Source organism: Octadecabacter sp. R77987, assembly GCF_042466115.1.
Classification (GTDB): Bacteria; Pseudomonadota; Alphaproteobacteria; order Rhodobacterales; family Rhodobacteraceae; genus SW4.
This window is the reverse complement of record NZ_JAXHBQ010000001.1, coordinates 1277115-1303141: the sequence shown is the minus strand read 5'-3', so window position 1 is coordinate 1303141 and position 26027 is coordinate 1277115. Positions and strand designations below refer to the sequence as shown.

The 26027-nt window shown below is 60.5% G+C and carries 28 protein-coding genes; 16 read left to right on the top strand and 12 right to left on the bottom strand.

Annotated features, from left to right (window positions below):
• Positions 1-66: 66 nt before the first annotated feature.
• The 5 genes from SJY21_RS06570 to bhcA form a co-directional block, all read right to left on the bottom strand.
• Entirely contained in the window at positions 67-444 is a 378-nt protein-coding gene (locus SJY21_RS06570; RefSeq protein ID WP_377507896.1) for a hypothetical protein, read from the bottom strand.
• Between the two features lie 57 nt (positions 445-501).
• Positions 502-1467: an iminosuccinate reductase BhcD gene (bhcD, locus tag SJY21_RS06565; protein ID WP_377507893.1), complete on the bottom strand. Its 966-nt coding sequence runs from the start codon at positions 1465-1467 to the stop codon at positions 502-504.
• 123 nt (positions 1468-1590) lie between these two features.
• Positions 1591-2754 (bottom strand): 3-hydroxy-D-aspartate aldolase BhcC, encoded by a 1164-nt coding sequence (gene bhcC, locus SJY21_RS06560; protein ID WP_377507890.1) that lies wholly within the window; start codon positions 2752-2754, stop codon positions 1591-1593.
• 59 nt (positions 2755-2813) lie between these two features.
• The gene (gene bhcB, locus SJY21_RS06555; RefSeq protein ID WP_377507887.1) at positions 2814-3767 is read right to left on the bottom strand and encodes a beta-hydroxyaspartate dehydratase BhcB; all 954 of its coding nucleotides are present in this window, start codon (positions 3765-3767) and stop codon (positions 2814-2816) included.
• Positions 3767-4957, bottom strand: a complete 1191-nt coding sequence (bhcA, locus tag SJY21_RS06550; protein WP_377507884.1) for an L-aspartate--glyoxylate aminotransferase BhcA — start codon at positions 4955-4957, stop codon at positions 3767-3769. Before bhcA ends, bhcB begins: the two co-directional genes overlap by 1 nt.
• A 173-nt stretch (positions 4958-5130) precedes the next feature.
• Here bhcA and bhcR point away from each other — a divergent pair, with 173 nt between their 5' ends.
• Positions 5131-5955, top strand: coding sequence for an HTH-type transcriptional regulator BhcR (gene bhcR, locus SJY21_RS06545; RefSeq protein ID WP_377507881.1), 825 nt, complete (start codon positions 5131-5133; stop codon positions 5953-5955).
• Here bhcR and SJY21_RS06540 read toward each other — a convergent pair.
• A complete protein-coding gene (locus tag SJY21_RS06540; protein ID WP_377507878.1) occupies positions 5952-6776 on the bottom strand; it encodes a bifunctional allantoicase/(S)-ureidoglycine aminohydrolase in 825 nt (274 codons plus the stop codon). The genes bhcR and SJY21_RS06540 overlap by 4 nt on opposite strands.
• A 296-nt stretch (positions 6777-7072) precedes the next feature.
• Between SJY21_RS06540 and ileS the strand changes: the two genes are divergently transcribed.
• Positions 7073-10018 carry an isoleucine--tRNA ligase gene (gene ileS / locus SJY21_RS06535; RefSeq protein ID WP_377507875.1) on the top strand — a complete coding sequence of 982 codons (2946 nt, stop codon included), beginning with the start codon at positions 7073-7075 and terminating at the stop codon, positions 10016-10018.
• Positions 10019-10044: 26 nt separating this feature from the next.
• Positions 10045-10497, top strand: a complete 453-nt coding sequence (locus SJY21_RS06530) for a methylated-DNA--[protein]-cysteine S-methyltransferase (RefSeq protein ID WP_377507872.1) — start codon at positions 10045-10047, stop codon at positions 10495-10497.
• Here SJY21_RS06530 and SJY21_RS06525 read toward each other — a convergent pair.
• The 4 genes from SJY21_RS06525 to fsa all read right to left on the bottom strand — a co-directional run bounded on the left by SJY21_RS06525 (position 10494) and on the right by fsa (position 13655).
• Complete coding sequence (locus SJY21_RS06525) at positions 10494-11192, bottom strand: CDP-alcohol phosphatidyltransferase family protein (RefSeq protein ID WP_377507869.1); 699 nt, start codon at positions 11190-11192, stop codon at positions 10494-10496. The genes SJY21_RS06530 and SJY21_RS06525 overlap by 4 nt on opposite strands.
• A gap of 35 nt (positions 11193-11227) precedes the next feature.
• Positions 11228-12154, bottom strand: coding sequence for a tyrosine recombinase XerC (locus SJY21_RS06520; protein WP_377507866.1), 927 nt, complete (start codon positions 12152-12154; stop codon positions 11228-11230).
• Between the two features lie 5 nt (positions 12155-12159).
• Complete coding sequence (locus SJY21_RS06515; RefSeq protein ID WP_377507863.1) at positions 12160-12867, bottom strand: DUF484 family protein; 708 nt, start codon at positions 12865-12867, stop codon at positions 12160-12162.
• Positions 12868-13001: 134 nt separating this feature from the next.
• Complete coding sequence (gene fsa, locus SJY21_RS06510) at positions 13002-13655, bottom strand: fructose-6-phosphate aldolase (protein ID WP_377507861.1); 654 nt, start codon at positions 13653-13655, stop codon at positions 13002-13004.
• 85 nt (positions 13656-13740) lie between these two features.
• On the opposite strand from fsa, the gene SJY21_RS06505 reads away from it, so the two are divergent.
• Both SJY21_RS06505 and SJY21_RS06500 read left to right on the top strand, forming a co-directional pair.
• On the top strand, positions 13741-14367 hold the full coding sequence (locus SJY21_RS06505; protein WP_377513171.1) for a LysE family translocator: 627 nt from the start codon (positions 13741-13743) through the stop codon (positions 14365-14367).
• 3 nt (positions 14368-14370) lie between these two features.
• Positions 14371-16560: a primosomal protein N' gene (locus SJY21_RS06500; RefSeq protein WP_377507858.1), complete on the top strand. Its 2190-nt coding sequence runs from the start codon at positions 14371-14373 to the stop codon at positions 16558-16560.
• 319 nt (positions 16561-16879) lie between these two features.
• Here the strand turns inward: SJY21_RS06500 and SJY21_RS06495 are convergent, their stop codons facing one another.
• Positions 16880-17173, bottom strand: coding sequence for a DUF6958 family protein (locus tag SJY21_RS06495; RefSeq protein WP_377507855.1), 294 nt, complete (start codon positions 17171-17173; stop codon positions 16880-16882).
• Between the two features lie 80 nt (positions 17174-17253).
• Between SJY21_RS06495 and SJY21_RS06490 the strand changes: the two genes are divergently transcribed.
• The 3 genes from SJY21_RS06490 to SJY21_RS06480 all read left to right on the top strand — a co-directional run bounded on the left by SJY21_RS06490 (position 17254) and on the right by SJY21_RS06480 (position 19820).
• Positions 17254-18483, top strand: a complete 1230-nt coding sequence (locus SJY21_RS06490; RefSeq protein WP_377507852.1) for an MFS transporter — start codon at positions 17254-17256, stop codon at positions 18481-18483.
• Between the two features lie 12 nt (positions 18484-18495).
• Complete coding sequence (locus SJY21_RS06485; protein WP_377507849.1) at positions 18496-19368, top strand: 50S ribosomal protein L11 methyltransferase; 873 nt, start codon at positions 18496-18498, stop codon at positions 19366-19368.
• A 104-nt stretch (positions 19369-19472) separates the two neighbouring features.
• Entirely contained in the window at positions 19473-19820 is a 348-nt protein-coding gene (locus SJY21_RS06480; RefSeq protein WP_377507847.1) for a hypothetical protein, read from the top strand.
• A gap of 78 nt (positions 19821-19898) precedes the next feature.
• Here SJY21_RS06480 and SJY21_RS06475 read toward each other — a convergent pair whose 3' ends face one another.
• Complete coding sequence (locus SJY21_RS06475) at positions 19899-20117, bottom strand: DUF1127 domain-containing protein (RefSeq protein WP_377507844.1); 219 nt, start codon at positions 20115-20117, stop codon at positions 19899-19901.
• A gap of 327 nt (positions 20118-20444) precedes the next feature.
• Here SJY21_RS06475 and ruvC point away from each other — a divergent pair, with 327 nt between their 5' ends.
• The 8 genes from ruvC (at position 20445) to SJY21_RS06435 (ending at position 26020) form a co-directional block, all read left to right on the top strand.
• The gene (gene ruvC, locus SJY21_RS06470; protein ID WP_377507841.1) at positions 20445-20951 is read left to right on the top strand and encodes a crossover junction endodeoxyribonuclease RuvC; all 507 of its coding nucleotides are present in this window, start codon (positions 20445-20447) and stop codon (positions 20949-20951) included.
• On the top strand, positions 20948-21610 hold the full coding sequence (gene ruvA, locus SJY21_RS06465) for a Holliday junction branch migration protein RuvA (protein ID WP_377507839.1): 663 nt from the start codon (positions 20948-20950) through the stop codon (positions 21608-21610). Before ruvC ends, ruvA begins: the two co-directional genes overlap by 4 nt.
• Before the next feature lie 9 nt (positions 21611-21619).
• A complete protein-coding gene (gene ruvB / locus SJY21_RS06460; protein WP_377507836.1) occupies positions 21620-22636 on the top strand; it encodes a Holliday junction branch migration DNA helicase RuvB in 1017 nt (338 codons plus the stop codon).
• A gap of 51 nt (positions 22637-22687) precedes the next feature.
• Positions 22688-23320 carry a hypothetical protein gene (locus SJY21_RS06455; protein WP_377507833.1) on the top strand — a complete coding sequence of 211 codons (633 nt, stop codon included), beginning with the start codon at positions 22688-22690 and terminating at the stop codon, positions 23318-23320.
• Entirely contained in the window at positions 23317-24354 is a 1038-nt protein-coding gene (locus tag SJY21_RS06450; RefSeq protein WP_377507830.1) for a DUF418 domain-containing protein, read from the top strand. Before SJY21_RS06455 ends, SJY21_RS06450 begins: the two co-directional genes overlap by 4 nt.
• 11 nt (positions 24355-24365) lie before the next feature.
• Positions 24366-24755 (top strand): tol-pal system-associated acyl-CoA thioesterase, encoded by a 390-nt coding sequence (gene ybgC / locus SJY21_RS06445; protein WP_377507827.1) that lies wholly within the window; start codon positions 24366-24368, stop codon positions 24753-24755.
• A 112-nt stretch (positions 24756-24867) separates the two neighbouring features.
• Positions 24868-25542: a protein TolQ gene (gene tolQ / locus SJY21_RS06440; RefSeq protein WP_377507824.1), complete on the top strand. Its 675-nt coding sequence runs from the start codon at positions 24868-24870 to the stop codon at positions 25540-25542.
• 1 nt (position 25543) lies between these two features.
• Positions 25544-26020, top strand: coding sequence for an ExbD/TolR family protein (locus SJY21_RS06435; RefSeq protein WP_377507822.1), 477 nt, complete (start codon positions 25544-25546; stop codon positions 26018-26020).
• The last annotated feature ends 7 nt before the right edge of the window (positions 26021-26027 follow it).

Sequence of the window (26027 nt, the reverse complement as noted above, 5' to 3'; positions counted from 1 at the left end):
GGAACACTTGATCACGAACGCCCCCGCCAAGTGATTGGCGGGGGCTTTTTTGTGCGTATTGTTGTGCTAGTGGGGGATTTGATCAAGCGAGACGTTCATATGGTCGTGTGGGGGTGTTGCGGGAAATCGTACGGCGCGGATCGTAGCGCGCCCTTCACCAAGCGCTTTGACGACACGGTGCATCCCGTCCATCAAGCGCCCCTCAGCGCACAGGATGATCGGATGGCGCAGATCGCAAGCTTGGACCAGTGCGAAATGCGCGGCGACACCGCGCGGTGTTGCCACATCAGCCGGTTCTTGGAACCACCAGTCCTCATCAAGCTCGGCGATGTCGGAAAGGGGGATGTCATGCACGGGTAGTGTTTTGGAAAGCCGCACCAAACGGTGCACGTCCCAGATCAGTGTGTCGTTGCCCACACGGCGTGCGTGATATTGTTGTCTCATCACCGTGATTTATGGACGCCTGCCGCGCCAGAGTAAACGCAATGCCGACAGCATCGCCTAGAAATCAACCTCGATCGCGATGCCCTGCGCAACGGCCAGTTCCACAACGGATGCAGCCACGGCCAGATCCTGAAGGCCGACGCCTGTGCCGTCAAACAGTGTGATTTCATCGTCCGAGGTGCGCCCCGCGTGGGTGCCGTTGATGACCGCGCCGATCTGGTGCACATCGCTTTCAGCGATCAGCCCTTGGGCCACGGCGTGCTGTGCCTCGCCGATGCTGATCGACTGGGCGACCTCGTCGGTAAACACGGTCGCACGGGCCAGCAGGGCCGCTTCGACCTCTTGCTTGCCTTTGGTGTCGGTGCCCATGCAGGCGATGTGGGTGCCGGGTGAGATGTGGTTGGCCATTACGGTAGGCGCAAAGGTCGAGGTGATGGAAATGACAACATCCGCCTCCACAATGCCTTCCAGCGGGACAGCCTCAAACGGCACGCCAGCCTCGCTCGCGACCTTTTCGATGTTGGGCAGCATTTCGGGGTGGTAGTTCCAGCCGATGACCTTGTCGAAATCGCGCTGTTCTAACGCGGCGCGCAGCTGGAACGTGGCTTGGTGCCCCGCGCCGATCATGCCCATCACCTTGGCGTCCTTGCGGGCCAGATGCTTGATCGACACGGATGAGGCGGCCGCGGTGCGCAGGGCGGTCAGGTAATTCCCACCGACCATCGCCGCGACTTTGCCGGTGTCGGGGTCAAACAGGAACACGGTGGACTGGTGGTTGATCAACCCGCGCTTTTCCAAATTGTGCGGCCAGTAGCCCCCCGCCTTGAGGCCCAGCGTCATCCCCTTGCCATCAAACCCGCCCTTGAAGCCGTAAAGCGCATCCTCGTGGCCGATTGCCTCGCGGATGACAGGGAAATTATAGGCATCACCCGCGGCCATGGCGGCAAAGACCTTTTCGACAGCATCAAAGGATGCCTCGCGGGTCAGCAGGTCGGCGATGTCGCGTTCGGGGACGATCAGCATGGGTCATTTCCTTGGGTTGCTGTTAGAGGTGTCGCGCCCCGGACCTGATCCTGGGCCGCGTCATGTTGCAGTGGTCCCGGCGCGAAGGCTGGGACGTAAGGTGGGTCTTACCCACGCCCCTGTTCAATAGGCCTTGCCGCGGGCCGAGACGGGCCAGACGGTTTCAACCTTGCCGCCGCGCACACCGACATACCAGTCATGCACGTTGCAGGTCGGGTCGCAGTGGCCCGGCACAAGGCGCAGCTTGTCGTTTACGTTCAACGCGCCTTTCGGGTCCATCACGACGCCATGTTCGTCCGAACATTTGACGTATTCCACATCATCGCGGCCATAGACGGTTGGCAACCCGCTATCGACGGACTGCGCCTTGAGTCCCGCATCGACGATGGCCTTGTCGGCCTTGGCGTGCGACATCACGGTGGTCAGGATGAACAGTGCGTTTTCCCATTCGCCTTGGTCAATCCGGTTGCCGTCCTTGTCCAGAATCCGGCCATAATCGGCATCCATGAAGGCATAGGATCCGCACTGCAGTTCGTTGAACACGCCGGAATTGCTTTCGAAGTAATACGACCCGGTGCCACCACCACCGACGATGTCACATTCCAGACCATTGGCCTTGAGACCGGCAATCGCGTCCTTGACCATGTCGATGGCGATCTGCGTTTTGCCCTGACGTTCGTCATAGCTGTCAAGATGCTGCATCGCGCCCTGATAGGCCTGAATACCGGCAAATTTCAGACCTTCGGCGGCGTCGATCATCTTGGCGATGTTGACGACGTCCTGGGTCGAGGTCACGCCGCAGCGGCCTGCGCCACAGTCGATCTCGACCAGCGCTTCGATCTGGGTGCCGTGCTTGACCGCAGCTGCCGACAGATCGGCCACATTGGTCGGGTCATCGACACAGACCAGAACGCGCGCGCCCAGTTTCGGCATCCGCGCTAGACGGTCGATCTTGGCAGGGTCGGTCACCTGGTTGGACACCATAACGTCCTTGATGCCACCGCGCGCAAAGACTTCGGCCTCGGACACCTTTTGGCAGCACACACCACATGACCCGCCAAGGCTTTCTTGCAGTTTCGCCACATCGACGGACTTGTGCATCTTGCCATGCACGCGGTGACGCATCCCGTGTGATTTGGCGTAGTCGCCCATCTTCTTGATGTTGCGCTCGAGCGCGTCCAGATCCAGTACAAGCGCCGGTGTCTGGATGTCGGCCGCGTCCATGCCGGGCTTGGCGGGGATGTCGTAACCAACTTCAAAGTCTTCGAAATTCGGGTGCGTGTTCATGGTGTTTCCTTTTGGGCGGGGTGGGTCAAGACCCACGTTACGAGTTGGTAAGGTGGGTTTTAACCCACGTTCCATGGCAGGCGGTCCAGATCGACATTCCCGCCGGTGATGATGACACCGACGCGCTTGCCTGCGAACCGGTCCTTGTTTTTCAGGATCGTGGCCAGCGGCACGGCGCTGCTGGGTTCCATGACGATGCGCAGATGCTTCCACGTCAGCTTCATCGCGTCGATGATTTCGGTTTCCGAGGCTGTGAAGATATCGCTGACGTGGTTGGACACGAAATGCCACGTCAGGTCTTTCAGCGGCACGAGAAGCCCATCGGCAATCGTCTTGGGCGCATCATCGGCGATGATATGGCCCGCCTTGAAGCTGCGATAGGCATCATCGGCCTGTTCGGGCTCGGCGGCGATGATTTGCACTTCGGGTGCCTGATTGGACAGGGTCAGACAGGTGCCGGAAATCATGCCACCGCCGCCAATGGGCGCGACGACTATCTCCAACCCGTCAGTCTGATCCATAAACTCGCATGCACAGGTGCCTTGACCCGCAATCACGCGCGGGTCGTTATAAGGATGCACGAAATCGCCACCTGTTTCGGCCTGCACCTTGGCAAATGTCGCCTCGCGCGAGGTGGTGGAGGGTTCGCATTCGGTGATCTTGCCGCCATAGCGCGCAACGGTGTCTTTCTTGGCCTGCGGGGCCGTGCTGGGCATGACCACGTTGCAGGGAATTCCGCGCAGTTTGGCGGCATAGGACAGGCAGGATGCGTGGTTGCCCGACGAATGCGTCGCCACCCCCAGTTTTGCCTGTTCATCATCCAGCCCGAACACGGCGTTTGACGCGCCGCGCACCTTGAATGCACCCGGCGTCTGGAAGTTCTCGCACTTAAAGAAAAGCTGCGCGCCGGTCAGTTCGTTCAGATAGGCAGAGGTCATCACCGGTGTCCGCTTGATATGCGGCTTAATGCGGTCGTGCGCATCCAACATGTCCTGATAGGTGGGGATATACATTACGCGGCTGCCTTTTTGCCTGCACCTGATCCGTGGCGATAGAACTCCTGTGCTGCGGCCACGCCGGACCCCAGTTTGATGTCCAGCCCCAGATCAACCATGACCATTTCGGCAACGCCAAGGCCCGACAGCATCATCGCATCCGTAAGACTGCCCAGATGGCCGATGCGGAACACCTTGCCCGCGACCTCACCCAGTCCAACACCGAACGCCATGCCATATTTTTCGGCCGCCACTGTGACGATATCGGTGGCGTTGAACCCTTCGGGTGTTTTGATTGCCGAAACGCTGTCGGAATAGACATCAGGCGAGGCGGCGCACAGGTCAAGCCCCCAGGCCTGCACCGCGCGGCGCACGCCTGTGGCGATGCGGGTGTGGCGGGCAAAGACGTTTTCCAGCCCCTCGGCCTCGATCATTTCTAGCGACAGTTTCAGCCCGTTCATTAGCCCAACAGGGGGCGTGTAGGGAAAGGCATTGTTGTCATAGCCCTTTTGCATGTCTTTCACGTCAAAGAACGTGCGCGGCAGGGTGGCAGTTTCGGTGGCTTTCATCGCCTTGTCGGAAAACCCGACGATGGCCAGACCGGCAGGCAGCATGAAGCCCTTTTGCGAGCCGGTGACGGCAACATCCACGCCCCATTCATCCATGCGGAAATCCATCGACCCGATGGAGGACACGCCATCAACGAACAGAAGGGCAGGGTGGTTTGCGGCGTCCAATGCGCGGCGCACGGCGGCGATGTCGGATTTCACGCCTGTTGCGGTTTCGTTGTGGGTGGCCAGCACGACCTTGATGGCGTGATCTGTGTCAGCCTTGAGGATGGTTTCATACTGGTCGGCGGGCAAACCATGGCCCCACGGCGTTTCGACAACCTGCACGTCCAGCCCGTGCCGTTGGCACATGTCGATCCATCGGTGGGAGAACATGCCGTTGCGCGCGGCCAGCACCTTGTCGCCCGCGCTCAGGCAGTTGGACAGCGCCGTTTCCCAACCGCCCGTGCCGGTCGAGGGAAAGATGAACACATGCGCCGAGGTTGATTTCAGAACGCGGCGCACACCGTCCAGACAGGGATGCAGGATCTTGCCAAACACCGGCGAGCGGTGGTCGATCGTCGGCATGTAACAGGCCTGACGGATCGCTTCGGGCATGTTTGTCGGGCCGGGAATGAATACAGGGTTCTGAAAGCTCATGTCGGTCTCCTTGACAGGTCAAGGGCACAATAGGTGCCGCCGCGGTGAAAGGAAATTTTTTTGAAATTGTTTTTCACTTTTCAGAACTGCGATAAAATGCAATGATGCCAGTGGCTTGAATTTTTCACATTGTGAATCGGGTTTTCAATTCGTGCAGGGGGCAGTTCATCGCAATGGCAGATAATCCAAAAACAGGGCCGCGCCGTGCCCGTGGTCGCCCGCGCGACTGGGACGACAAGACCGCCCAGAACACCATCAAATCGCTGGATCGCGCGATGGAGGTGTTTGAATACTTAAGCGAGGATCAGGGCAAGGCGCTGTCCACTTTGGCCGATGAAATGGGCCAGTCGCCCGCCACGGTCTATCGCATCCTTGTGACTCTTGAAGGGCGCGGGCTGGTGGAATTTGATACGGGCGCGCAGGTCTGGCATATCGGTGCGCGCGCTTTCGTGATCGGTGCGCGGTTTTTGCGCCGGACCAGTCTGGTGGAACGCGCCCGCCCGATCCTGCGCGAATTGATGGAGGCAACGGGCGAAACCGCCAACATCGGCGTGGCGCAGGTTGATATGGTGCTGTTCGTGTCCCAGGTCGAAACCCACGAAACGATTCGCGCGTTTTTTCCGCCCGGCACGCTGTCACCGATGCATGCTTCGGGGATTGGCAAGGCGCTGCTGGCGCAGATGGCGGAGGGGCGCCTGGACCGCGCGCTGGCGGCCCCGATGGAGCAATTCACGCCGCACACATTCACCGATCCTGACGCCCTGCGCGCCGATCTGGCAGCGATCCGCGCGCGTGGTTATGCGATTGACGGCGAGGAAAAGAACCTTGGGATGCGCTGCATCGCCGCCCCCGTCTTTGATGTGAACCAAGAGGCAATTGCGGGCATTTCTGTGTCCGGCCCGATCAGCCGTGTTGGGCCAGATGATGTTGTGGCTCTTGCTGACCATGTGATCACCGCCGCACAGCAGCTGACGTTGGCCATCGGCGGCGAGGCCTAGCGGCGCGGCAGTGCCATGTGGCGGTTCACGTCCTTGTAAAGCAGATAGCGGAACGGCCCCGGCCCGCCCGCGTAACAGGCCTGCGGGCAAAAGGCGCGCAACCACATGTAATCGCCTGCTTCGACTTCGACCCAATCGGCGTTAAGACGGTAAGCGGCCTTGCCTTCCAGCACATACAGCCCGTGTTCCATCACATGCGTTTCCAGAAACGGGATCACCGCACCCGGTTGCAGGGTCACGATAGTGACGTGCATGTCATGGCGCAGGTCTGTGGGGTCAACGAAGCGGGTGGTGGCCCATGCACCATCGGTGTCGGGCATGACATTGGGGGCAATGTCGTTTTCGTTGGCGATGATCACTTCGGGCGCGTCCAGGCCCGGCACGGCTTCATAGGCCTTGCGGATCCAGTGAAAGCGCAGCATCGCGTCGGTTTCGTTGTGCAGTGTCCAATCGGTCGCGGGGGGCAGGAAAGCATAGCCACCCTCGGTCAGGGTGTGGGTCTTGCCATCCACCGTCAGGCTGGCGCAGCCTTCGACAACAAACAGCACGCCTTCGGCACCTGCGTCCGCTTCGGGCTGGTTTGATCCGCCACCGGGGGCGACTTCCATGATGTATTGCGAAAATGTTTCAGCAAAGCCGCTAAGGGGGCGGGCAATGACCCAAAGGCGGGTCTTGTCCCAGAAGGGCAGAAAGCTGGTGACGATATCGCGCATCGTCCCCTTGGGGATCACGGCATAGGCATCGGTGAAAATCGCGCGGTCTGTCAGCAGCTGGGTCTGTGGCGGGTGGCCGCCATCGGGTGCGAAATACTTGGCTGACATCGTGAATTCCCATGACTGATAATGCGTTGCACTATGTGGATTGTTTTGGCGAATTGACCACCCGCAAATGCGGGACAGCACTTTTTGGGATGATTTGATAATCGGGCTGGGGATCGGCCAGACAGCCTTTACCCCGCGACATTGCAGGCCTATAAGCCCGCCATGCGTTATGGTTTCGCCATCATCCAGCGAATTATTTCCCCGGCACTCTGACATGAGGTGCCGGGCAAAGGTGTTCGAGATATCGCACCGCCCCCTTCCGTTATTCCCGACGATCAAGACAAAGGACGCCTGAAATGTGCGCCGACACCCCTGAATACAAAGACACGCTGAACCTGCCCAAGACCGATTTCCCGATGCGCGCGGGCCTGCCCAAACGCGAGCCGGAATGGCTGGAACGTTGGCAAAAGGTCGGCGTTTACGACAAGCTGCGCGAAAAGGCAGCGGGCCGCGAACCGTTTACGCTGCACGATGGCCCGCCCTATGCCAACGGCAACCTGCACATTGGCCACGCGCTCAACAAGATCCTGAAAGACATGGTCGTGCGCAGCCAGCAGATGATGGGCCGTGATGCCCGCTATATCCCAGGCTGGGATTGCCACGGCCTGCCGATTGAATGGAAGATCGAGGAGAAATACCGCGAGAAGGGTCTGGATAAGGATGCGGTGGACGTTGTCGAGTTCCGTCAGGAATGCCGCGATTTCGCCGCCGGTTGGGTCGATATCCAGCGCGACGAATTCAAGCGGCTGGGCGTGACCGGCAACTGGGACGATCCGTATCTGACGATGAATTTCCACGCCGAACGTGTGATCGCCGAGGAATTCCAGAAGTTCCTGATGAACGGCACGCTTTATCAGGGCAGCAAACCGGTGATGTGGTCGCCCGTTGAGGAAACCGCGCTGGCCGAGGCCGAGGTGGAGTATCACGACAAGGAGAGCTTCACGATCTGGGTGAAGTTTGCGGCGCAGGCGCACGATGAGGCCCCGGATCAGGTCCGGGGCGTGAACGACCTTGCTGGTGCCAAGGTGGTGATCTGGACGACGACGCCCTGGACGATCCCGTCCAACAAGGCTGTGGTTTACGGGGCCGACTATTCCTATGGTCTTTATGAAGTGACCGGCACGCCCGAGCAGTGCTGGGCCGAGGTGGGCGAGCGCTTCCTGCTGGCGGACAAGCTGGCGGGCGATGTGTTTGCCAAGGCGCGTCTTGAGGACAGCATGTGGAAACGTGTGCGCGATGTAAGTGCCGACGAACTGTCGGGCCTGTCATTGCAACACCCCCTTGCCGGGGCCGAAGGGTCGAACGGCGAATGGGACGATCTGCGCGATTTCCGCGCCGCGGATTTCGTGACCGACGAAGAAGGCACCGGTTTCGTGCATTGCGCGCCATCCCACGGGATGGAGGAGTTCGAGCTTTACCGTGATTTGGGAATGCTGGCCGATGTGATCACCTATAACGTCATGGACGATGGCACCTTCCGCGAGGATCTGCCGTTCTTTGGTGGCAAACGCATCCTGCGCGAAAAAGCCAAGAAGGGCGATTGGGAGGGCGATGCAAATGCCGCGATCATGGCAAAGCTGGCCGAGGTCGGCGGGCTTTTGGCGCGTGGCAGGATCAAGCACTCCTATCCCCACAGCTGGCGTTCCAAAGCGCCGATCATCTATCGCAACACGCCGCAGTGGTTCGCGGCGATCGACAAGGCGGTGGGCGACGGCCAAGACACCTATGGCACGACGATCCGCGAGCGCGCCCTGCGCAGCATCGACGAATTGGTGACATGGACCCCGCAAAAGGGCCGCAATCGTCTGTATTCCATGATCGAAGCGCGCCCCGATTGGGTGCTGTCGCGCCAGCGCGCATGGGGTGTTCCGCTGACGTGTTTCACCAAGGTTGGCGCGAAACCGACCGACGATGACTTCCTGCTGCGCAACACCGAGGTGAACGCCCGCATCGTCGCGGCATTCGAGGCCGAAGGCGCGGATGCGTGGTATCAGGACGGCGCGAAAGAGCGGTTCCTGAGCGGGATCGTGAACCCAGATGACTACGATCAGGTCATGGATATTCTGGATGTGTGGTTTGACAGTGGATCAACCCACGCCTTTACCCTGCGCGACCGTGCGGACGGGTCCGAGGACGGGCTGGCCGACCTTTATCTGGAAGGCACAGACCAGCACCGCGGCTGGTTCCATAGTTCCATGTTGCAGGGCTGTGGCACCATGGGGCGCGCGCCTTATCGCGGGGTGCTGACGCATGGGTTCACGCTGGATGAAAAGGGCATGAAGATGTCCAAATCCATCGGCAACACCATCGTGCCGGACACGATCGTCAAACAATACGGCGCGGATATCCTGCGTCTTTGGGTGGCCCAGACCGATTACACCAACGACCAGCGGATCGGGCCGGAAATCCTGAAAGGGACTGCCGACAGCTACCGCCGTTTGCGCAACACGATGCGGTATATGCTGGGGTCGCTGGCTGATTTTGGCGAGGCCGACCGCGTTGAACCGGCCGACATGCCCGAACTGGAACGGTTGATCCTGCACCGGTTGTCCGAACTGGATGAAGTCGTGCGCAAGGGATATGCGAAATACGACTTTCAGGGGGTGTTCCGCGCGGTGTTCGAATTTGCCACGCTGGACCTGTCGGCGTTCTACTTCGATATCCGCAAGGATGCGCTTTATTGCGATGGCAACACCGATCGCCGCCGCTCAGCGCGCACGGTGCTGGATATCCTGTTCCACCGGTTGACCACATGGTTGGCACCAGTGCTGGTGTTCACGATAGAAGAAGTCTGGCTTGAACGCTTCCCCGGTGACGACAGCAGCGTGCATCTGGTTGATATTCCTGAAACGCCTGCGGCGTGGCGTGACGATGCGCTCGCCGCGAAATGGGCCGCGATCCGCCGTGTGCGCCGCGTTGTGACAGCCGCATTGGAAGTCCAACGTCAAGACAAGGTGATCGGGGCCAGCCTCGAAGCGGCCCCCGTGGTGCATGTGGGCGCAGACGATGCCGCGATCCTGCGCACGGTCGCATTTGATGATCTGTGCATCACCAGCGCGATTTCCGTCACCGCCGATCCGGCCCCCGCCGAAGCCTTCCGCCTGCCCGAAGTGGACGGCATCGGCGTGGTGTTCGAAAAGGCCGCTGGCGAAAAGTGTCAGCGCTGCTGGAAAATCCTGCCTGACGTGGGCACGCACGCCCATGCCGGTGTGTGCGGGCGCTGTGATGCGGCCCTTGCCTAGCGCGTGACATTTGGTGAGGGTGGGTCATGCCTGCCCTTACCGTATCCACACAATTCGGCCCTTTGACCCTGATAGAGGATCAGGGCGCGATTGTGGGTGTGGACTGGGACGGTAACGGCGTGGATGACACGCCATTGCTGGCCGAGACAGCGCGCCAGTTGCGGGCCTACGCCGCAGGTGGTCTGAAACAGTTTGATCTGCCGCTGCGCGTTGCGGGGTCCGATTTCCAGCGCGCGGTCTGTGATCAGATGCGCGCGATCCCCTTTGGCGATACGGTGACTTATGGCGATATCGCCCGCGCGTTGGGCCAGTCGGCACAGGCCGTGGGCAATGCCTGTGGTCGCAACCCGATCCCCGTGATCATCCCCTGTCATCGGGTGATGGGGGCCAAGGGGCTGACGGGGTTTTCCGGCAAGGGCGGTGTGGAAACCAAGGTTGCATTGTTGCGCCACGAAGGCGCGGCGGGGCTGTTGATCTAAAGCTTTTCGCGATACATCACTTGCTGCAACGCGCCCGCGCCCAGCAGATAGACGGACGTGATCATCAAGCCCCAATGCGCCCAGCTTTGCGGGTGGAAATCGACCCATGCCGCCCAGCCTGCAAATGCCGTCCATGCCAGTGCCATTGGCAGGGTCACATTGCGCCAGCGTTCGGTGCGCACGGGATGGACGAACTTGATCGGCAGGAACATCGCCGCCGACAGCAGCGCGACAATCACAAGGATTACCCAGTAGTCGGGTTTCAGCGCGAACATCACCAGCACCAGCATGTTGAAGCATCCCGGAAAGCCCGAGAATGAATAATCGCGTGTTTTCATGCGGGTATCGCAGAAATAAAGTGCTGCGGCAAAAGTGATCACGATAATCGCGACCCATCCTGTCCAGCCGGGCAGCAGATCGGGGTGTTTGAACAGCGCATAGGCCGGAATGAAGACATAGGTCAGGTAGTCGATGATCAGGTCCAACAGCACCCCGTCAAATTCGGGGGCGTTGGTTTTCACATCGTATTTGCGCGCCAGAGGCCCGTCGATCCCGTCCACGAAAAAGGCAATGACCAGCCACAAGAACATCAGGGACCACTTTTCTTCGACGGCGGCCAGCAAGGCCAGCATCGCGAAAACGGCGCCGGTGGCAGTGAACAGATGAACGGCAAGTGCCTTGGTGCGAAGTGTCATTTGGCTGTCATGTCCGATTAGGGGGGCAAGGGCAATCAGGAATTGCTGGCCGATTTCGGGTGAGCAGCGTCATAGACCTCCATCAGGCGGGCGGTGTCGACGGCTGTATAGGCTTGGGTGGTCGACAGGCTGGCATGACCCAGCAGTTCCTGAATGGTGCGCAGATCACCGCCCGCCGACAGCAGGTGCGTGGCAAAGGAATGACGCATGGCGTGGGGCGTGGCAGTGGCGGGCAGGCCCAGTTGCAGGCGGGCATGTTCCATCACCTTCTGGATCGCGCGCGGGGCAAGGGGGCCACCGCGCACGGCGCGAAATAGCGGACCATCGGGTTCAACCGGATAGGGGCAGGCGCGCAGGTAGGCATCCACAGCAGCGCGCGCCGCGGGCAGCACAGGCACGATGCGTTCCTTGCCGCCCTTGCCGGTGATGCGCAGCACGTCGGGCAGCGGGGCATCGCGCCCGCGCAGGCCCAAGGCCTCGGAAATGCGCAGGCCGCAGCCGTAAAGAAGGGTGATCACCGCCGTGTCACGCGCCGCGACCCAAGGATCGCGCGCCTGTAGTTCAACGGTGTCGATCATCGCGCGCGCCGCATCGGTGGCCAGTGGGCGGGGCAGCTTTTTCTGGAATTTGGGCGAGCGGGTCGACAAAACGGCGGTCGGTTCAAACCCTTCGCGTTCCGCCAACCAGCGATAAAAGGACTTCACCGCCGACAAGGACCGCGCCAAGGATCGCGCCGCAACGCCGCGCCCGCGTTCATGGGCCATCCACGCGCGCATATCGCTGACAGAGATCGCCGAGATTGGCCCCAATCCCTGCTGCCCGCCATGGTGCTGCGTCATGAAGGACAAGAACCCCAGCAGATCGGTCTGATAGGCCGTCAGCGTATTGTCCGCCGCGCCATTCAACGCCTTCTGGTGATCCAGCCAGCCGCGCAGGGCATCCGACAGGGCGGGGGAAATCACGGCCCTCAGGACAGCCAGCGCCGCATGGCACGTTCAAAGACGCCGCCGAAAAATGTCAGCAGATCAGTGCCTTGCTGCGGGGTGAACTGATGCGGGTCTTCGGCGCCCATGATCAACATGCCGGGCAGGCGGCCATCACCAAGGTCAAGCTTGATGCAGGCTTCGGAGCGGATGTAGTCGGATTTATCGCCGAATATGCTGTGATCCTCGGGCTGGACCTGTCGCAGGGTGACCTGACGCACGGGCATGTTGCGCCCCTGAGTCAGATAGTCATCGACAAAGCCCGGTTCGGCCACGTTCAGCACATCGCCCAGCCGTGAAACGGCGGGATCATCGGTGCGGGCCACGGATTCCAGCACAAGGCGCACGCAATCGACGCGCAAAATGGCCGCGACATCGGTGTTCAGATCGCGCAGGAAGCTTTCGAACTTGGTCGCATCCATCATCCGCAGCACAGCGCGGTGTATCTGGTTGGTGCCGGCAAGGTTTTCATAAGCGGCGGCGATCACACTGCGATGGGTATCTTCAAGCCGGTCAAGGCGCGCCTCAAGCCGTTCCATCGCGATGCCGCGCAGATCAACGATATTGCCACCAAGGGATTTTTCGTTGGCGGCCACAAGCGCGCGCATGATGTCCTGATCCTCAAGCAAGGCTTCGGGGTCGGACATGATTTTGGTCCGAACGTCATCGTTCAGAAGGGGATCGCTGCTCATGCCATCACTCATTTTTGTAACTTTGCGCCTGTATAGCAGACCCGTTTGGCGATTTCGCCTGTTTTTTTGTTATGGGTCAAAGTGTTGTAGCTGTGTCGCGTGGCCCCGACTACTTGGGTCGGGGCCGCTTTGGCTTACAAAATCTTGATGCCGGCCTTTTTCACGTCAGCCATGAACCCGTCCAGCCCCTTGTCGGTCAGCACGTGGTTGGCCATCGCCTTGATCACGTTTGGCGGGGCCGTGCAAACGTCAGCACCGATCTTGGCGCATTCCGACATATGGTTGGCGTTGCGAATGGACGCGGCCAGAATTTGTGTCTCGTAGCCGTAGTTGTCATAGATCGTGCGGATGTCCTCGATCAGCTCCAACCCGTCAAGGTTGATATCATCCAGACGGCCGATAAAGGGGCTGATAAAGGTCGCACCGGCCTTGGCGGCCAGCAGCGCCTGATTGGCGCTGAAACACAGGGTCACGTTGACCATGTTGCCCTCGCCCGTCAGCACCTTGCAGGCCCTGAGGCCATCCCATGTCAGCGGCACTTTCACGGCGATATTGTCGGCGATCTTGACCAGTTTGCGGCCCTCGGCGATCATTTCGTCAGCACTCAGCGACACAACCTCGGCTGACACTGGCCCGTCGACGATGTCACAGATTTCCTTGGTCACTTCCAGAATGTCACGGCCCGATTTGGCGATGATCGAAGGGTTTGTCGTCACCCCGTCCACCATGCCAAGGTCGTTGAGTTCGGTGATCGCTTCGAGGTCGGCGGTATCTACGAAAAACTTCATGGGTCTCTCCGGTCAAGGGTGGCGTTTGCTGATGCAGCGTTTAACCTATGGGGGGCGTGGCTGGAACCCCCTTGGGAGAAGTGCGATGGAAATTCAGGTGTGGTTTGCCTTTGTCGCGGCATCTGCCGTGCTGTTGATGATTCCCGGCCCGACAATCGTGCTGGTTCTGACCTATGCGCTGACCCAGGGGCGGCGCGTGGCGGTGGCTTCGGCCGCGGGGGTGGCGACGGGTGATTTGATCGCGATGACCGCGTCATTGCTTGGGCTTGGCGCAGTTGTGCTGGCTTCGGCGACGGCGTTCACGGCACTGAAGTGGATCGGGGCCGCCTATCTGGTGTGGATGGGCATTGGCATGATCCGCGCGGGTGGGCATAGGTTGGCGCACCTTGACGATGTCCCTAACCTGAGCCCGCGCCACGTCTTCGGCAATGCGGCACTGGTCACGGCGCTGAACCCGAAATCCATCGTCTTTTTCATCGCCTTCGTGCCGCAGTTTCTTGTGCTGGATCGCCCGCTTCCGCCGCAATTTGCCGTGTTGATCGCGACATTTGTGACCCTCGCTGCCGTAAACGCACTGGCCTATGCGCTGCTGGCTGATGGCATGCGCGCGACCATCCGCAAGCCTGCCGTGCTGGCATGGATGACCCGCGCAGGCGGCGGTGTTCTGATCGCCATGGGCGTGCTGACGGCGACCCTGCGCAAGGCGGCCTGACCGGTGACTGACTTCTTTCACGAGGGTGATCTGGTGGGTGTTCTGACCGCCCAACCACTTGACCGTATCCTCGATTACAAAGCGCCCGAAGGTGGGTGCATGTTGGGCGCCTTCGTCGAGGTGCCACTGGGTCCGCGCAAGGTGCTGGGTGTGGTCTGGGGGGCGGGCAAGGGTGATTTTGACTATGCCAAGGTCCGCCATGTGATCCGTGTGCTGGATGTGGCCCCGATGCGCAGCGAAATGCGCCAGTTCCTGACCCGCGCCGCCGAATACACCCTGACGCCCATGTCGGCGATGCTGCGCCTTGCGACCCGTGCGCCGGGCCTTGGTGATGCGCCATCCATGCGCAAGGTGTTCCGGCTTGGCACCGGCACGCCCGACCGCATGACCGATGCGCGCACCAAGGTGCTGGAAGTGCTGCGCGATTATGGCGGGCTGTCCTTCACCTTGGGCGAGTTGGCCGAGATGGCGGGGGTCACATCCTCGGTGATCAAGGGATTGGTGAAACATGGTGCCGTCAGCGAGGAAGACGCGCCGCGCGACACAGCCTATGCCACGCTTGACCCCGATTACGGCGGCAAGGAACTGACCGCGGATCAGGCCGCTGGGGCGGATGTGTTGAAACACGCTGTGGCGTCCGGCACCTATGGCACCACCCTGCTGAAAGGCGTCACCGGATCGGGCAAGACCGAAGTTTACCTTGAGGCCGTCGCGGAATGCTTGCGCCAAGGGCGGCAGGCGCTGGTGCTGTTGCCCGAAATTGCCCTGACTTCCGAATTCATCACGCGGGTCGAAGCGCGCTTTGGCTTCAAGCCCGCCGAATGGCATTCGGGCGTGACCATGACCGAACGGCGCCGTTGCTGGCGGATGGTCGGACAGGGGGCGGCGGGGCTGGTGGTTGGTGCACGGTCTGCGTTGTTCCTGCCCTACCGCGATCTGGGGTTGATCGTCGTCGATGAGGAACACGACACGTCCTATAAACAAGAGGACGGCGTGCTTTATAATGCGCGCGACATGGCGGTGCTGCGCGCCCATATCAATAACGCCCAAGTGGTGCTGGCCAGCGCGACCCCCAGTCTGGAAAGCTGGGCCAACGTCGACGCGGGCAAGTATGCCAAGCTGGAACTGACCTCGCGGTTTGGCGCGGCGGTCATGCCGAAAATGGGTGCGATTGATATGCGGGTCGAAGATTTGCCAGGCTCGCGCTGGGTTTCACCCACCTTGCAAGCGGCGATCAGGGCACGGCTGGAAAAGGGCGAACAATCACTGCTGTTCCTGAACCGTCGCGGTTATGCGCCCGTCACCATTTGCCGCGCCTGTGGGCATCAGATTGCCTGTGATCACTGCGATGCGCGCATGGTCGAACACCGGTTTTTGAAACGTCTGATGTGCCACCAATGTGGCGAAACCAAACCCATGCCCACCGTCTGCCCCAGTTGCGAGGCCGAGGACCGTTTGTCGCCCGTTGGCCCTGGTGTGGAACGCATGGCCGAGGAAGCGACGGCGCTGTTTCCCGATGCGCGGATTGCGGTGCTGTCGTCTGATCATTTCGGATCGGCCCGCGCGCTCAAGGAACACATCGCCGCGATCACGCGCGGCGATGCCGATATCATCATCGGCACGCAGCTGGTGGCCAAGGGGCACAACTTTCCACTGCTGACGCTTGTTGGGGTGATTGACGCCGATCTGGGCCTGCAAGGGTCAGACCTGCGCGCCGCCGAACGCACGTTCCAACTGATGAGGCAGGTGGCGGGACGTGCTGGCAGGGCCGAAGCCCCGGGCGAGGCGCTCATGCAGACTTTCCAGCCCGAACATCCCGTCATCCGGGCGATTCTGGGCGGTGACGAGGAGGCGTTCTGGACGGCCGAAGCCGCCGAGCGCAAGGCCGCAGGCGTGCCGCCCTATGGCCGGATGGCAGGGATCGTTCTAAGTAGCCCGAACGTGCAGGAAGTGTTTGATTTGGGCACCGAAATGGCTCGCAATGATGCGCCCCTGCGCCGGATCGGCGCGCAGGTCTTTGGCCCCGCCCCCGCACCGATTGCACGGATCAGGGGGCGGCATCGCGTGCGGCTCTTGGTCAAGGCCGACAAGGGCGCGCCCTTGCAAGCGGCACTGGCCGCGTGGGCGGCCCAGTTCAAACTGCCCTCAACTTTGCGGATGGCGATAGATATCGACCCGCAGAGTTTCTATTGAGGAAGTTCCCACGTAGTGAACAGTGTTTCCAGTTGGCCGGTTCGTGCCCGAAGTGACGTTTGCGAGGAGGCTGGCCCGCCCGGAATCAAGGCGAAGCCGCCGGGCGATCGTCGGCCCGTCCCCACGGGTCGGCGATTTTGCCAACCGCGCATGATACTGGTCCGGAAGATGTGTGTGGCCGCCATAAAGCGTCAAAGCGGCAACGTCGTATCGCCAACCCACGGGCCGCCGACCGCCCGGCTTGTTGACCTTTGGCAACGGCGGCTTAGCCCCGCAAAGCAAACCCTGCGCGCAAAAGGCGACAACAGGCGCTTCCTTGCTAGGTCAGATAAAACCGCAGGGGTTTGGTCGTGCTGCGCTTCATCACGCCCTTGGCCTCAAGATCAAGCTGAACGCATTTCACCCACCAGCCCGAAGTTGCCCCGCCCGGAAACAGATCGTCAGGCAGCAACGGTTTGGCGGCCTCTTTCATTTCGGCGGCGGTCATGCCCGGCGCATCGTGGGCAAGCGTGGCCATGATCGCGTCTTTCATCGCATTGTATTTCGCGGCGTCCACGCGGGTGGTCTGGCCCGGTTGGTTGACGTTTTCCACAATCACTTTGTCGTCCGGCATGGCATCCTCCCGCTTTGATGTCAGTCTTGCGCAGCACGGCAGGTCTGGCAAGGCTCGCGAAAAAGGCGTAACCGGACGCCATGAAAGCACCCATCCCCCTGTCCGAGGCGCGCCACCTGCCGTTTTGGCGCCGCCCGATCACGCTGCTATTCCTGATCGCAGCCGCCTTGCCAGTGGCATTCGCGACATGGTCGGCGCTGCTCAATAACTTTGTCATCGAAGTGGCCAGCTTCGACGGGGCGGACATTGGCCTGTTGCACACCGTGCGTGAAATTCCGGGGTTCTTTGCCATCGGGGTGATCGCGCTGATCATCTTTATCCGCGAGCAGGTGCTGGGGCTGATCGCGCTGGTATTGCTGGGTGTCGCAACCGCACTGACGGCGCATTTCCCAAGCATGGGGGGCATCCTGACGATCACCATGCTGTCGTCGATCGGGTTCCATTACTTCGAAACGGTCAACCAATCCCTGCAACTGCAATGGATCGACAAGGCGCGCGCGCCGCAGATGCTGGGCTGGATCATGGCCGCCGGTTCGGGTGCGACCCTGCTAGCCTATGTGCTGATCGTGATGACTTGGGAAACGTTCAATCTGTCCTATCATTTTGTCTATATGGCGTCGGGCGGGTTTACGGCGCTGGTGGGCGTGTTCTGCCTGCTGGCCTATCCGCAATTCGAAAGCCCCAATCCACAGTTGAAAACCTTTGTGCTGCGCAGGCGCTATTGGCTTTATTATGCACTGCAATTCATGTCGGGCGCACGGCGTCAGATTTTCGTGGTCTTTGCCGGTTTCATGATGGTGGAAAAGTTCGGCTTTGCGGTGCACGAAGTCACGGCGCTGTTCCTGATCAACCTTGTGGCCAACATGATCTTTGCGCCGGTTATGGGCCGGATCGTGACGGTGTTTGGCGAACGCCGCGCGCTGGTCTTTGAATACATCGGGCTGATCGTGGTTTTTCTGGCCTATGGCGGCGTGTATTTCTTTGGCTGGGGCGTTTTGCTGGCTTCGGTCCTTTATATCGTGGACCATCTGTTTTTTGCGCTCGCACTTGCGCTGAAAACCTACTTTCAGAAAATCGCCGATCCCGGTGACATTGCCCCTACCGCCGCCGTGGCCTTTACGATCAACCATATCGCGGCGGTGTTCCTGCCGGTGCTGTTGGGCTTGCTTTGGCTGGCGTCACCTGCGGGTGTGTTCATTCTGGCTGCGGGGATGGCGGGTGTGTCGCTGATCCTTGCGCTGATGATCCCGCGTGACCCGACACCGGGCAATGAAACCATATTCACCCGCGCCCAGGGCGCGATTGCATAGACAGGACCCGACATGCCGACCTTTACCGCCCTCACCACCCTCGCAGGTCACGCCGATGCCGAAGCCCTTGGCGAAGCGATGGAGCGTATGACGCCCGAACCCACCGGTATCGGCGTGTTCGAGGTCGAGGATGGCAGCGCCACCTGGGAGGTCGGCGGATATTTCACGGACCAGCCCGATGAAACCGAACTGGCACTGTTGGCGGCGACATTCGGGGCGAAACCGTTTGTGGTGTCCGAATTGCCCGAAACCGATTGGGTTGCCCATGTGCGGCGTGAATTGTCGCCGGTCGCGGCGGGGCGGTTTTTCGTCTATGGCAACCATGACGCCGACAAGGTGCCCGCCGACTGCATCCCGCTGCTGATCGAGGCGGCGATGGCTTTTGGCACAGGCCACCACGGCACAACACTGGGTTGCCTGCGCGCGTTCGACCGGTTGCTTGATCAGGGCGTTGTGCCGGCCAATGTGGCTGATATCGGATGCGGGACGGCGGTCTTGGCCATGGCGGCCGCCAAGGTGCTCGACGGGGTTGTCGTGGCCTCTGATATTGATCAGGTCGCTGTGGACGTGGCACTTGCGAATATGGCGGCCAATGGCCTGACGGGGCGGGTGCCTTGTGTCGAGGCGGCGGGCTTTGCCCATCCCAAGCTGACCAGGGCCGCGCCCTATGATCTGGTGTTCGCCAATATCCTCAAGGGGCCGCTTGTTGCCTTGGCACCGGATATGGCGCGCAACGTCACCGCAGGCGGGCGGGCGATTCTCTCGGGTATTCTGAACGAACAGGCGGACGATGTTCTGGCCGTTTATTTCGCAAACGGCTTCAATCTTGACCATAGGGAAGAGATTGTTGAATGGACGACCCTAACTTTAAGAAAAGAAACCTAAAAATAAGGGATAAATCGCCTTAATTGCCTGTTTTGCCCAAGTTTTGCCACAATTAAGGGTGAAATTGCTCAGACGTGGTGGGGGCCTCGTATTCGGAGGCTGCTATGGGCACTGTCCATCTCCCGTTTGAAAAACGTCTGCGCGCGATTTCGCGCCGCCACAACCGCATGAACCGCGCTGGCGTGGTCCATTCCGTAAATCATGATGGCTTGATCATTGCCAAACCCCGGCGTCGCGCATTGCGCTTTCCGCTGCGCGGGTTGCTGTTGCTGATCGCCGCCGGATTTGCGTTCAAGGGCTATCTGCTGGCCGATCTTGGCCCCGCAACTTACAATGACCGTGTCGCGGTTCTGCAATCGGGCACGATTGTCGAACAGGGCGGTGCATGGTTGATGCAGGCTGATCCGGTCACGATCTGGGCCGCGGATATGATCAACACCTACCTGCGCTAATCAGGTTTCACGATGCAAAAAAGGCCGCGTTTCCATGTCAGGAAGCGCGGCCTTTTTCGTGTTTCGCTTGGCGCTGGTTTAGCGCTTGGTGCCGCTTGTTGCGATCATGTCGATGTCGCCGGCACAAAGGCCGATGTCGTCAAGTTCGCGTGCTGACAGTTTGGACAGCGAATTGCGTGTGACGCGTGCATCGTTCCAGTCAGCGAATGCGCCAACAGTTTCTGCGACAAAGCGGTTCACACGGTTTACAAAACGCGGTGTTGTTGCGAAGGAGCGGGATGTGTCGATTGCGGCCATTGTTCAGTTCCAGTGTCATAGGGCGATGCGGGGCATCGGATGTGATAAAAGATGCGTTGTTCTGAGCCGCACATAGGAGGCGGTTTGCGACAAAACCAGTGCCAAGATTGCATGGGTGATATGCATTTTCGACATGGCAAAAAATCGGTATAAAGCATTGAAAAAACGACACAAAAAAGCCCTGGTTCGGGTCGTGATCAGACCCCCAGGTGACGCAAATAGACGTCGGTTTTGCGCGATTTCGCTGCGCGGCAGCAAACAAAGTCATTGGCCTATGTTCGCGTTTTGTGCTATCGGCTGAAAAAAGACGAGCAAAAAGGGGCGGTTATGCGGGTATTGGGGATAGATCCAGGGCTGCGCAATATGGGTTGGGGCGTGATTGACGTGACAGGGTCGCGCCTGTGCCATGTGGCCAATGGTATCTGCACATCGACCGGCACCGACCTTGCCCAGCGGCTGTTGCAATTACATCACCAATTAAGCGAAATCATCGGCGTCCATGCGCCCGATGCCGCTGCGGTCGAACAGACGTTCGTCAACAAAGACGGTGCAGGCACCCTGAAACTGGGGCAGGCGCGCGGGATTGCGATGCTTGTGCCGGCGCAAGCGGGCCTTTCGGTTGGTGAATATGCGCCCAATGCCGTGAAAAAGGCGGTTGTTGGTGTCGGCCATGCGGACAAGGCACAGATCGCGCATATGGTGCGCTTGCAACTTCCCGGTGTCGATCTGGCCGGGCCGGACGCCGCCGATGCCCTTGCCATCGCCATTTGCCACGCGCACCATCTGCAATCAGCGGGGCATTTGACCCGTGCTGTGCAAAAGGCCAGCGCATGATCGGCAAGATTTCCGGACGGATCGACTATCGTGCAACAGATCACGTTTTGATCGACGTGCGCGGTGTCGGCTACGTTGTCTATGTGTCCGAACGGGTCATGGCGGCCTTGCCCGGCACGGGCGAAGCGGTGTCGCTGTTCACCGACCTGCTGGTGCGCGAGGATAACTTGCAGCTGTTCGGCTTTACCACATTGGTCGAAAAGGAATGGCACCGCTTGCTGATGGGCGTGCAGGGGATCGGCGCAAAGGCGTCTTTGGCGATCCTTGGTGCGCTGGGCGCGGACGGGGTGAGCCGCGCAATCGCGCTAGGCGACTGGGCGGCGATTGCCAAGGCCAAGGGCGTGGGGCCGAAAACCGCACAAAAGGTCATTCTGGAGCTGAAAGACAAGGCGCCGGGTGTGATGGCGATGGGGGGCACGATTTCGCAAGCGATGGGGAGCGCTGCGCCGGAAGACGACGCAGTCATCGAAACACCCGCCACCCCGACGCCAGCAACCAGCAACAACGCGCAGTCCGAAGCGCTCTCGGCCCTCGCCAACCTTGGCTATTCCCCTAGCGATGCGGCTGGTGCTGTGGCCCAAGCCGCCGGCGAAGACCCCAGCGCCGACACCCCCGCCCTGATCCGCGCAGCCTTGAAGCTGCTGGCCCCAAAGGGGTAGGGGTTCACGATGACCGAACCAGACCCAACCCTGCGCCCTGAACGTTTGTCCGAAGATGCGGATCGCGCTTTGCGTCCGCAGGTTCTGGATGAATTCATCGGGCAGGCCGAAGCGCGCGCCAACCTCAAGGTGTTCATCGAAAGCGCGCGTCGGCGCGAAGTGGCGATGGACCACACGCTGTTTCATGGCCCGCCCGGTTTGGGCAAGACCACACTGGCGCAGATCATGGCGCGTGAATTGGGGGTCGGCTTTCGCATGACATCGGGGCCGGTGCTGGCCAAGGCGGGTGATCTGGCGGCGATCCTGACCAATCTTGAAGCCCGCGATGTGTTGTTCATTGACGAAATCCACCGCCTTAATCCGGCGGTCGAGGAGGTTCTTTACCCCGCGCTTGAGGATTTCGAGCTGGATCTGGTGATCGGTGAAGGCCCCGCCGCGCGCACGGTGCGCATTGAATTGCAGCCCTTCACGTTGATCGGCGCGACCACGCGGATGGGCCTGCTGACCACGCCACTGCGCGACCGTTTCGGCATTCCGACACGGCTTGAGTTTTATAACGTCAAGGAACTGCACGAAATCGTCACACGCGGCGCCCGACTTATGGGCGCACCCGCGACCGACGAGGGCGCACACGAGATTGCGCGGCGCGCCCGTGGCACGCCGCGCATCGCGGGCCGGTTACTGCGCCGTGTCGTCGATTTCGCCGTGGTCGAAGGCGACGGCACAGTCACCCATGACATTGCTGACCGCGCACTAACGCGGCTTGGCGTCGATCATCTGGGGCTGGATGGTGCAGATCGCCGTTACCTGCGCCTGATCGCCGAAAACTATCAGGGCGGACCTGTGGGAATCGAAACCCTGTCCGCGGCCCTGTCGGAAAGCCGCGATGCCTTAGAGGAGGTGATCGAGCCGTTCTTGCTGCAACAGGGGCTGATCCAACGCACCCCGCGCGGGCGGATGCTGGCGCAAAAGGCATGGGTGCATCTGGGGCTGGATGCCCCGCGACCCGGCGATCTGTTTGAATGACGGACGTAGAACTTTTATGCCTCCGGCGGGAGTTGTAGAGCCAAGATGAAGATGAGCCCCGAAACAGTCGAGACGTTTTTTACCCGCAATGACGGTAGCTATCTGTTTGCCCGTTGGGGACGCCCGATCGCGCCGGTGGTTTTCGGGGTCGATGACGCGGCGCTGCCCGTCCTGAAGGGCGGGATCGAGGCTGTTGTGGCGATGGCGGGGCACCAGATGGCGGAAACCGACCCCGAGTTGGGCGTCAACCTGATGCTGTTTTTCTGTGCCGATTGGGATGAATTGACGGCCGTCAGGGACTTGGACCGCCTTGTGCCGGAACTGGCCGGTCTGGTCGGGCGGTTGAAGGCGGCGGATGCCAATCAGTACCGGATTTTCCGGTTCGATGCGGCGGGCGCGATCAAGGCCTGTTTCGTGTTTCTGCGGATGGATCGGCATTTGGCGGATGTGTCGGCGGAAACGTTGGCGTTGTCCCAAGCGGTGCAAAGCATCCTGTTGTGGTCGGACGGGGCGTTTCACGATCAATCGCCCTTGGCGTTGATTGACGGCGATGTCGCAGTGATCCGCCCGGAAATAGGCGCGCTGATCCGTGCCGCCTATGATCGCGTGATGCCCGTCATGGCACAGGACACGTCCCACGCGTTGCGATTGGCGGCCCGTTTGCAATCGGGCACACCGACGTGAGCCGGTTGCGCGGGCTGGATCTGGCCCGTTATCTGGCCTTTGTCGGTATGGTGATCGTGAACTTCAAGATCGTCATGGGCGTGCAGAACGCAGACGGGTTTGCGGCCCGTTTTTCGCAGATGCTGGAAGGGCGGGCGGCGGCGACATTTGTCGTTCTTGCCGGTGTCGGCTTGGGTTTGGCCGCGGCACGCAGTGACTTTGGCAGCACGATGTCCGTGACCCTGCGGCGCGCGGCGTTTCTGCTGGTCATCGGCCTGCTGAACAGCCTGATTTTTGAAGCGGATATCCTGCATTACTACGCGTTCTATTTCCTGTTCGGTGTCCTTTTGTTGCCGTTGAACACGCGCTTGTTGATCGCGGTCATCATCGCGCTGAACCTGATGTTCGTCCTGATGATCCTGACGCTGGACTTCAGTGCGGAATGGAATTGGGTGACCTTTGCCTATACCGGTTTCTGGACGCCTGCCGGGTTTGTAAAGAACCTGTTTTTCAATGGCTGGCATCCAGTCATTCCGTGGTTGTCGTTTCTGTTGGTGGGGATCGTGGTGTCGCGACTTGCCTTGGGGGAAGGGCGGGTGCAGCGGCGCTTGGTGTTCGCTGGTGCCGTGATGTGGGCGCTGGCCGAAGGGGTGTCGTTGATCCTGATGCCGTTTGCAGTGGCAATTGACGTAGAACTTGCCGATCTTGTCGGCACCGCGCCGGTGCCGCCGATGCCGCAGTATATTGCGGCGGGAACCGGATTTGCCTTGGTTGTGACAGGTCTTTGCTTGCTGGTGGCCGATTCAATGGACAGGGTCGACGTGTTGGGTCTGGTCACACCGGCTGGTCGCCAGACACTAACCCTATATATCGCCCATATCATGATCGGGATGGGGGTGCTTGAAGCCTTGGGTCGCCTTGGCGGGCAAAGCGCGCAGCAGGCTCTTGTCGCGGCTTTGTTGTTTTCTTTTGCGGCAACGCTTTATGCTTGGATTTGGGCGCGCGTTTTCAAACGTGGCCCGATTGAAGCCGCCATGCGCAGGCTGGCTGGCTAGGAAAGACCCGGATGACTTATCGTTTCAAGCTGCGCGTCTATTACGAGGACACCGATCTGGCGGGAATCGTGTATTACGCCAATTATCTGCGTTTCATCGAAAGGGCACGCAGCGAGTGGGTGCGCAGCCTTGGCGTGGATCAGGTGGCACTGAAGGCGGACGCGGGGATGGTCTTTGCCGTGCGCCGGATCGAGGCGGATTATCTGGCCCCCGCAAAGTTTGACGATGAGGTCGAGGTTGTGACCAGTGTCGAGTCAGTGACCGGCGTGCGCCTTGTGCTGAAACAGGATGTCACGCGCGCGGGGCAGGTGCTGTTTTCCAGCATCGTGACGCTGGTCGCTTTGAACGAACAGGGCGCGCCTGCCCGCTTGCCAGCGAATTTCCGCCGAAATCTGCACTGAATTACGCGTGAAAACGCAAGCGTGATGCCGGATTGGTTGGATTTCCCCTGTGGAATGGGGTAGCTGTTAAGGCAATCAGAGGCGAAACCGCCCGAAACCAAAGAGCAGGCAAATGGAAGCAGCATCCGACTTTACCATGTGGGCCTTGTTTGCCCGCGCGACCCTTATCGTCAAATTCGTCATGATCATGTTGGTTTTTGCATCCATCTGGTGCTGGGCCGTGATCGTTGACAAGTGGATCCAATACCGCAAAGCCCGCGCCGAGGCGGCCGTGTTCGACCGTTCCTTTTGGTCGGGAGAGCCGCTTGATGCGTTGTTTGACAAGATCGGCGCGCAGCCCAAGGGCCAGTCGGAAAAGATTTTCGCCGCAGGCATGTTGGAATGGCGGCGCAGCCATCGACAGGATGGCGGGCTGATCGCGGGTGCGCAGGCGCGCATCGACCGCAGCATGGATGTTGCCATCGCCAAGGAAGCGGGCCGCTTGCAAAAGGGGCTGCCGGTCCTGGCCACTGTCGGATCGACCGCACCGTTTGTTGGCCTGTTTGGCACGGTCTGGGGCATCATGAATGCCTTTATCGAGATCGCCGAGCAGCAGAATACCTCGCTGGCCGTTGTGGCCCCCGGTATCGCCGAGGCGCTTTTGGCAACAGGTCTGGGCCTTTTGGCCGCTATTCCCGCGGTTATTTACTATAACAAACTAAGTGCCGACAGTGACCGGATCGTCAGTGGTTACGAGGCCTTTGCCGACGAATTCGCCACGATCCTCAGCCGTCAGTTGGACAGCTGATATGGGTGCCGGTGTCATGAAGTCAGATGACGGGGGTGGCCAGCGCCGCCGCCGTCGCACGCGGCGCACTCAGCCGATGGCCGAAATCAACGTCACGCCATTTGTCGATGTGATGCTGGTGTTGCTGATCATCTTTATGGTGGCCGCCCCGTTGCTGACGGTTGGCGTGCCGGTGCAATTGCCTGAAACCGCCGCCAATGCCCTTCCCAGCGAGGAGGAGGAGCCGTTGACCGTGACCCTGACCGCCGAAGGCGCGGTGCTGATCCAGAACACGGAAACGCCCGAGGCCGATCTGATCGTCCGTTTGCAAGGCATCGCGGCGGAACGCGACAGTGACCGCATTTATCTGCGCGCCGATGGTGCCAATGCATGGAACCATGTGGCGCAGGTCATGGGGGCTTTGAACGCTGCCGGTTTCAACAACATCGGGCTGGTGACGGATATTGGTGGCCCATCGTTTGACGGGTCGGACGGGTAGCAGCACC

What these genes read in the sequence shown, in the direction of transcription:
- bhcB (WP_377507887.1), bottom strand. Translation starts at nt 3,767, where the DNA reads ATGTATATCCCCACCTATCAGGACATGTTGGATGCGCACGACCGCATT.
- SJY21_RS06480 (WP_377507847.1), top strand. Translation starts at nt 19,473, where the DNA reads ATGGGCACTGTCCATCTCCCGTTTGAAAAACGTCTGCGCGCGATTTCG.
- ileS (WP_377507875.1), top strand. Translation starts at nt 7,073, where the DNA reads ATGTGCGCCGACACCCCTGAATACAAAGACACGCTGAACCTGCCCAAG.
- fsa (WP_377507861.1), bottom strand. Translation starts at nt 13,655, where the DNA reads ATGAAGTTTTTCGTAGATACCGCCGACCTCGAAGCGATCACCGAACTC.
- SJY21_RS06570 (WP_377507896.1), bottom strand. Translation starts at nt 444, where the DNA reads ATGAGACAACAATATCACGCACGCCGTGTGGGCAACGACACACTGATC.
- SJY21_RS06490 (WP_377507852.1), top strand. Translation starts at nt 17,254, where the DNA reads ATGAAAGCACCCATCCCCCTGTCCGAGGCGCGCCACCTGCCGTTTTGG.
- bhcD (WP_377507893.1), bottom strand. Translation starts at nt 1,467, where the DNA reads ATGCTGATCGTCCCCGAACGCGACATCGCCGACCTGCTGACCCGCGAG.
- SJY21_RS06515 (WP_377507863.1), bottom strand. Translation starts at nt 12,867, where the DNA reads ATGAGCAGCGATCCCCTTCTGAACGATGACGTTCGGACCAAAATCATG.
- ruvB (WP_377507836.1), top strand. Translation starts at nt 21,620, where the DNA reads ATGACCGAACCAGACCCAACCCTGCGCCCTGAACGTTTGTCCGAAGAT.
- bhcC (WP_377507890.1), bottom strand. Translation starts at nt 2,754, where the DNA reads ATGAACACGCACCCGAATTTCGAAGACTTTGAAGTTGGTTACGACATC.
- tolQ (WP_377507824.1), top strand. Translation starts at nt 24,868, where the DNA reads ATGGAAGCAGCATCCGACTTTACCATGTGGGCCTTGTTTGCCCGCGCG.
- SJY21_RS06525 (WP_377507869.1), bottom strand. Translation starts at nt 11,192, where the DNA reads ATGACACTTCGCACCAAGGCACTTGCCGTTCATCTGTTCACTGCCACC.
- SJY21_RS06495 (WP_377507855.1), bottom strand. Translation starts at nt 17,173, where the DNA reads ATGCCGGACGACAAAGTGATTGTGGAAAACGTCAACCAACCGGGCCAG.
- bhcA (WP_377507884.1), bottom strand. Translation starts at nt 4,957, where the DNA reads ATGAGCTTTCAGAACCCTGTATTCATTCCCGGCCCGACAAACATGCCC.
- bhcR (WP_377507881.1), top strand. Translation starts at nt 5,131, where the DNA reads ATGGCAGATAATCCAAAAACAGGGCCGCGCCGTGCCCGTGGTCGCCCG.
- SJY21_RS06475 (WP_377507844.1), bottom strand. Translation starts at nt 20,117, where the DNA reads ATGGCCGCAATCGACACATCCCGCTCCTTCGCAACAACACCGCGTTTT.
- SJY21_RS06505 (WP_377513171.1), top strand. Translation starts at nt 13,741, where the DNA reads ATGGAAATTCAGGTGTGGTTTGCCTTTGTCGCGGCATCTGCCGTGCTG.
- SJY21_RS06540 (WP_377507878.1), bottom strand. Translation starts at nt 6,776, where the DNA reads ATGTCAGCCAAGTATTTCGCACCCGATGGCGGCCACCCGCCACAGACC.
- SJY21_RS06435 (WP_377507822.1), top strand. Translation starts at nt 25,544, where the DNA reads ATGGGTGCCGGTGTCATGAAGTCAGATGACGGGGGTGGCCAGCGCCGC.
- SJY21_RS06455 (WP_377507833.1), top strand. Translation starts at nt 22,688, where the DNA reads ATGAGCCCCGAAACAGTCGAGACGTTTTTTACCCGCAATGACGGTAGC.
- ruvA (WP_377507839.1), top strand. Translation starts at nt 20,948, where the DNA reads ATGATCGGCAAGATTTCCGGACGGATCGACTATCGTGCAACAGATCAC.
- SJY21_RS06485 (WP_377507849.1), top strand. Translation starts at nt 18,496, where the DNA reads ATGCCGACCTTTACCGCCCTCACCACCCTCGCAGGTCACGCCGATGCC.
- ybgC (WP_377507827.1), top strand. Translation starts at nt 24,366, where the DNA reads ATGACTTATCGTTTCAAGCTGCGCGTCTATTACGAGGACACCGATCTG.
- SJY21_RS06530 (WP_377507872.1), top strand. Translation starts at nt 10,045, where the DNA reads ATGCCTGCCCTTACCGTATCCACACAATTCGGCCCTTTGACCCTGATA.
- ruvC (WP_377507841.1), top strand. Translation starts at nt 20,445, where the DNA reads ATGCGGGTATTGGGGATAGATCCAGGGCTGCGCAATATGGGTTGGGGC.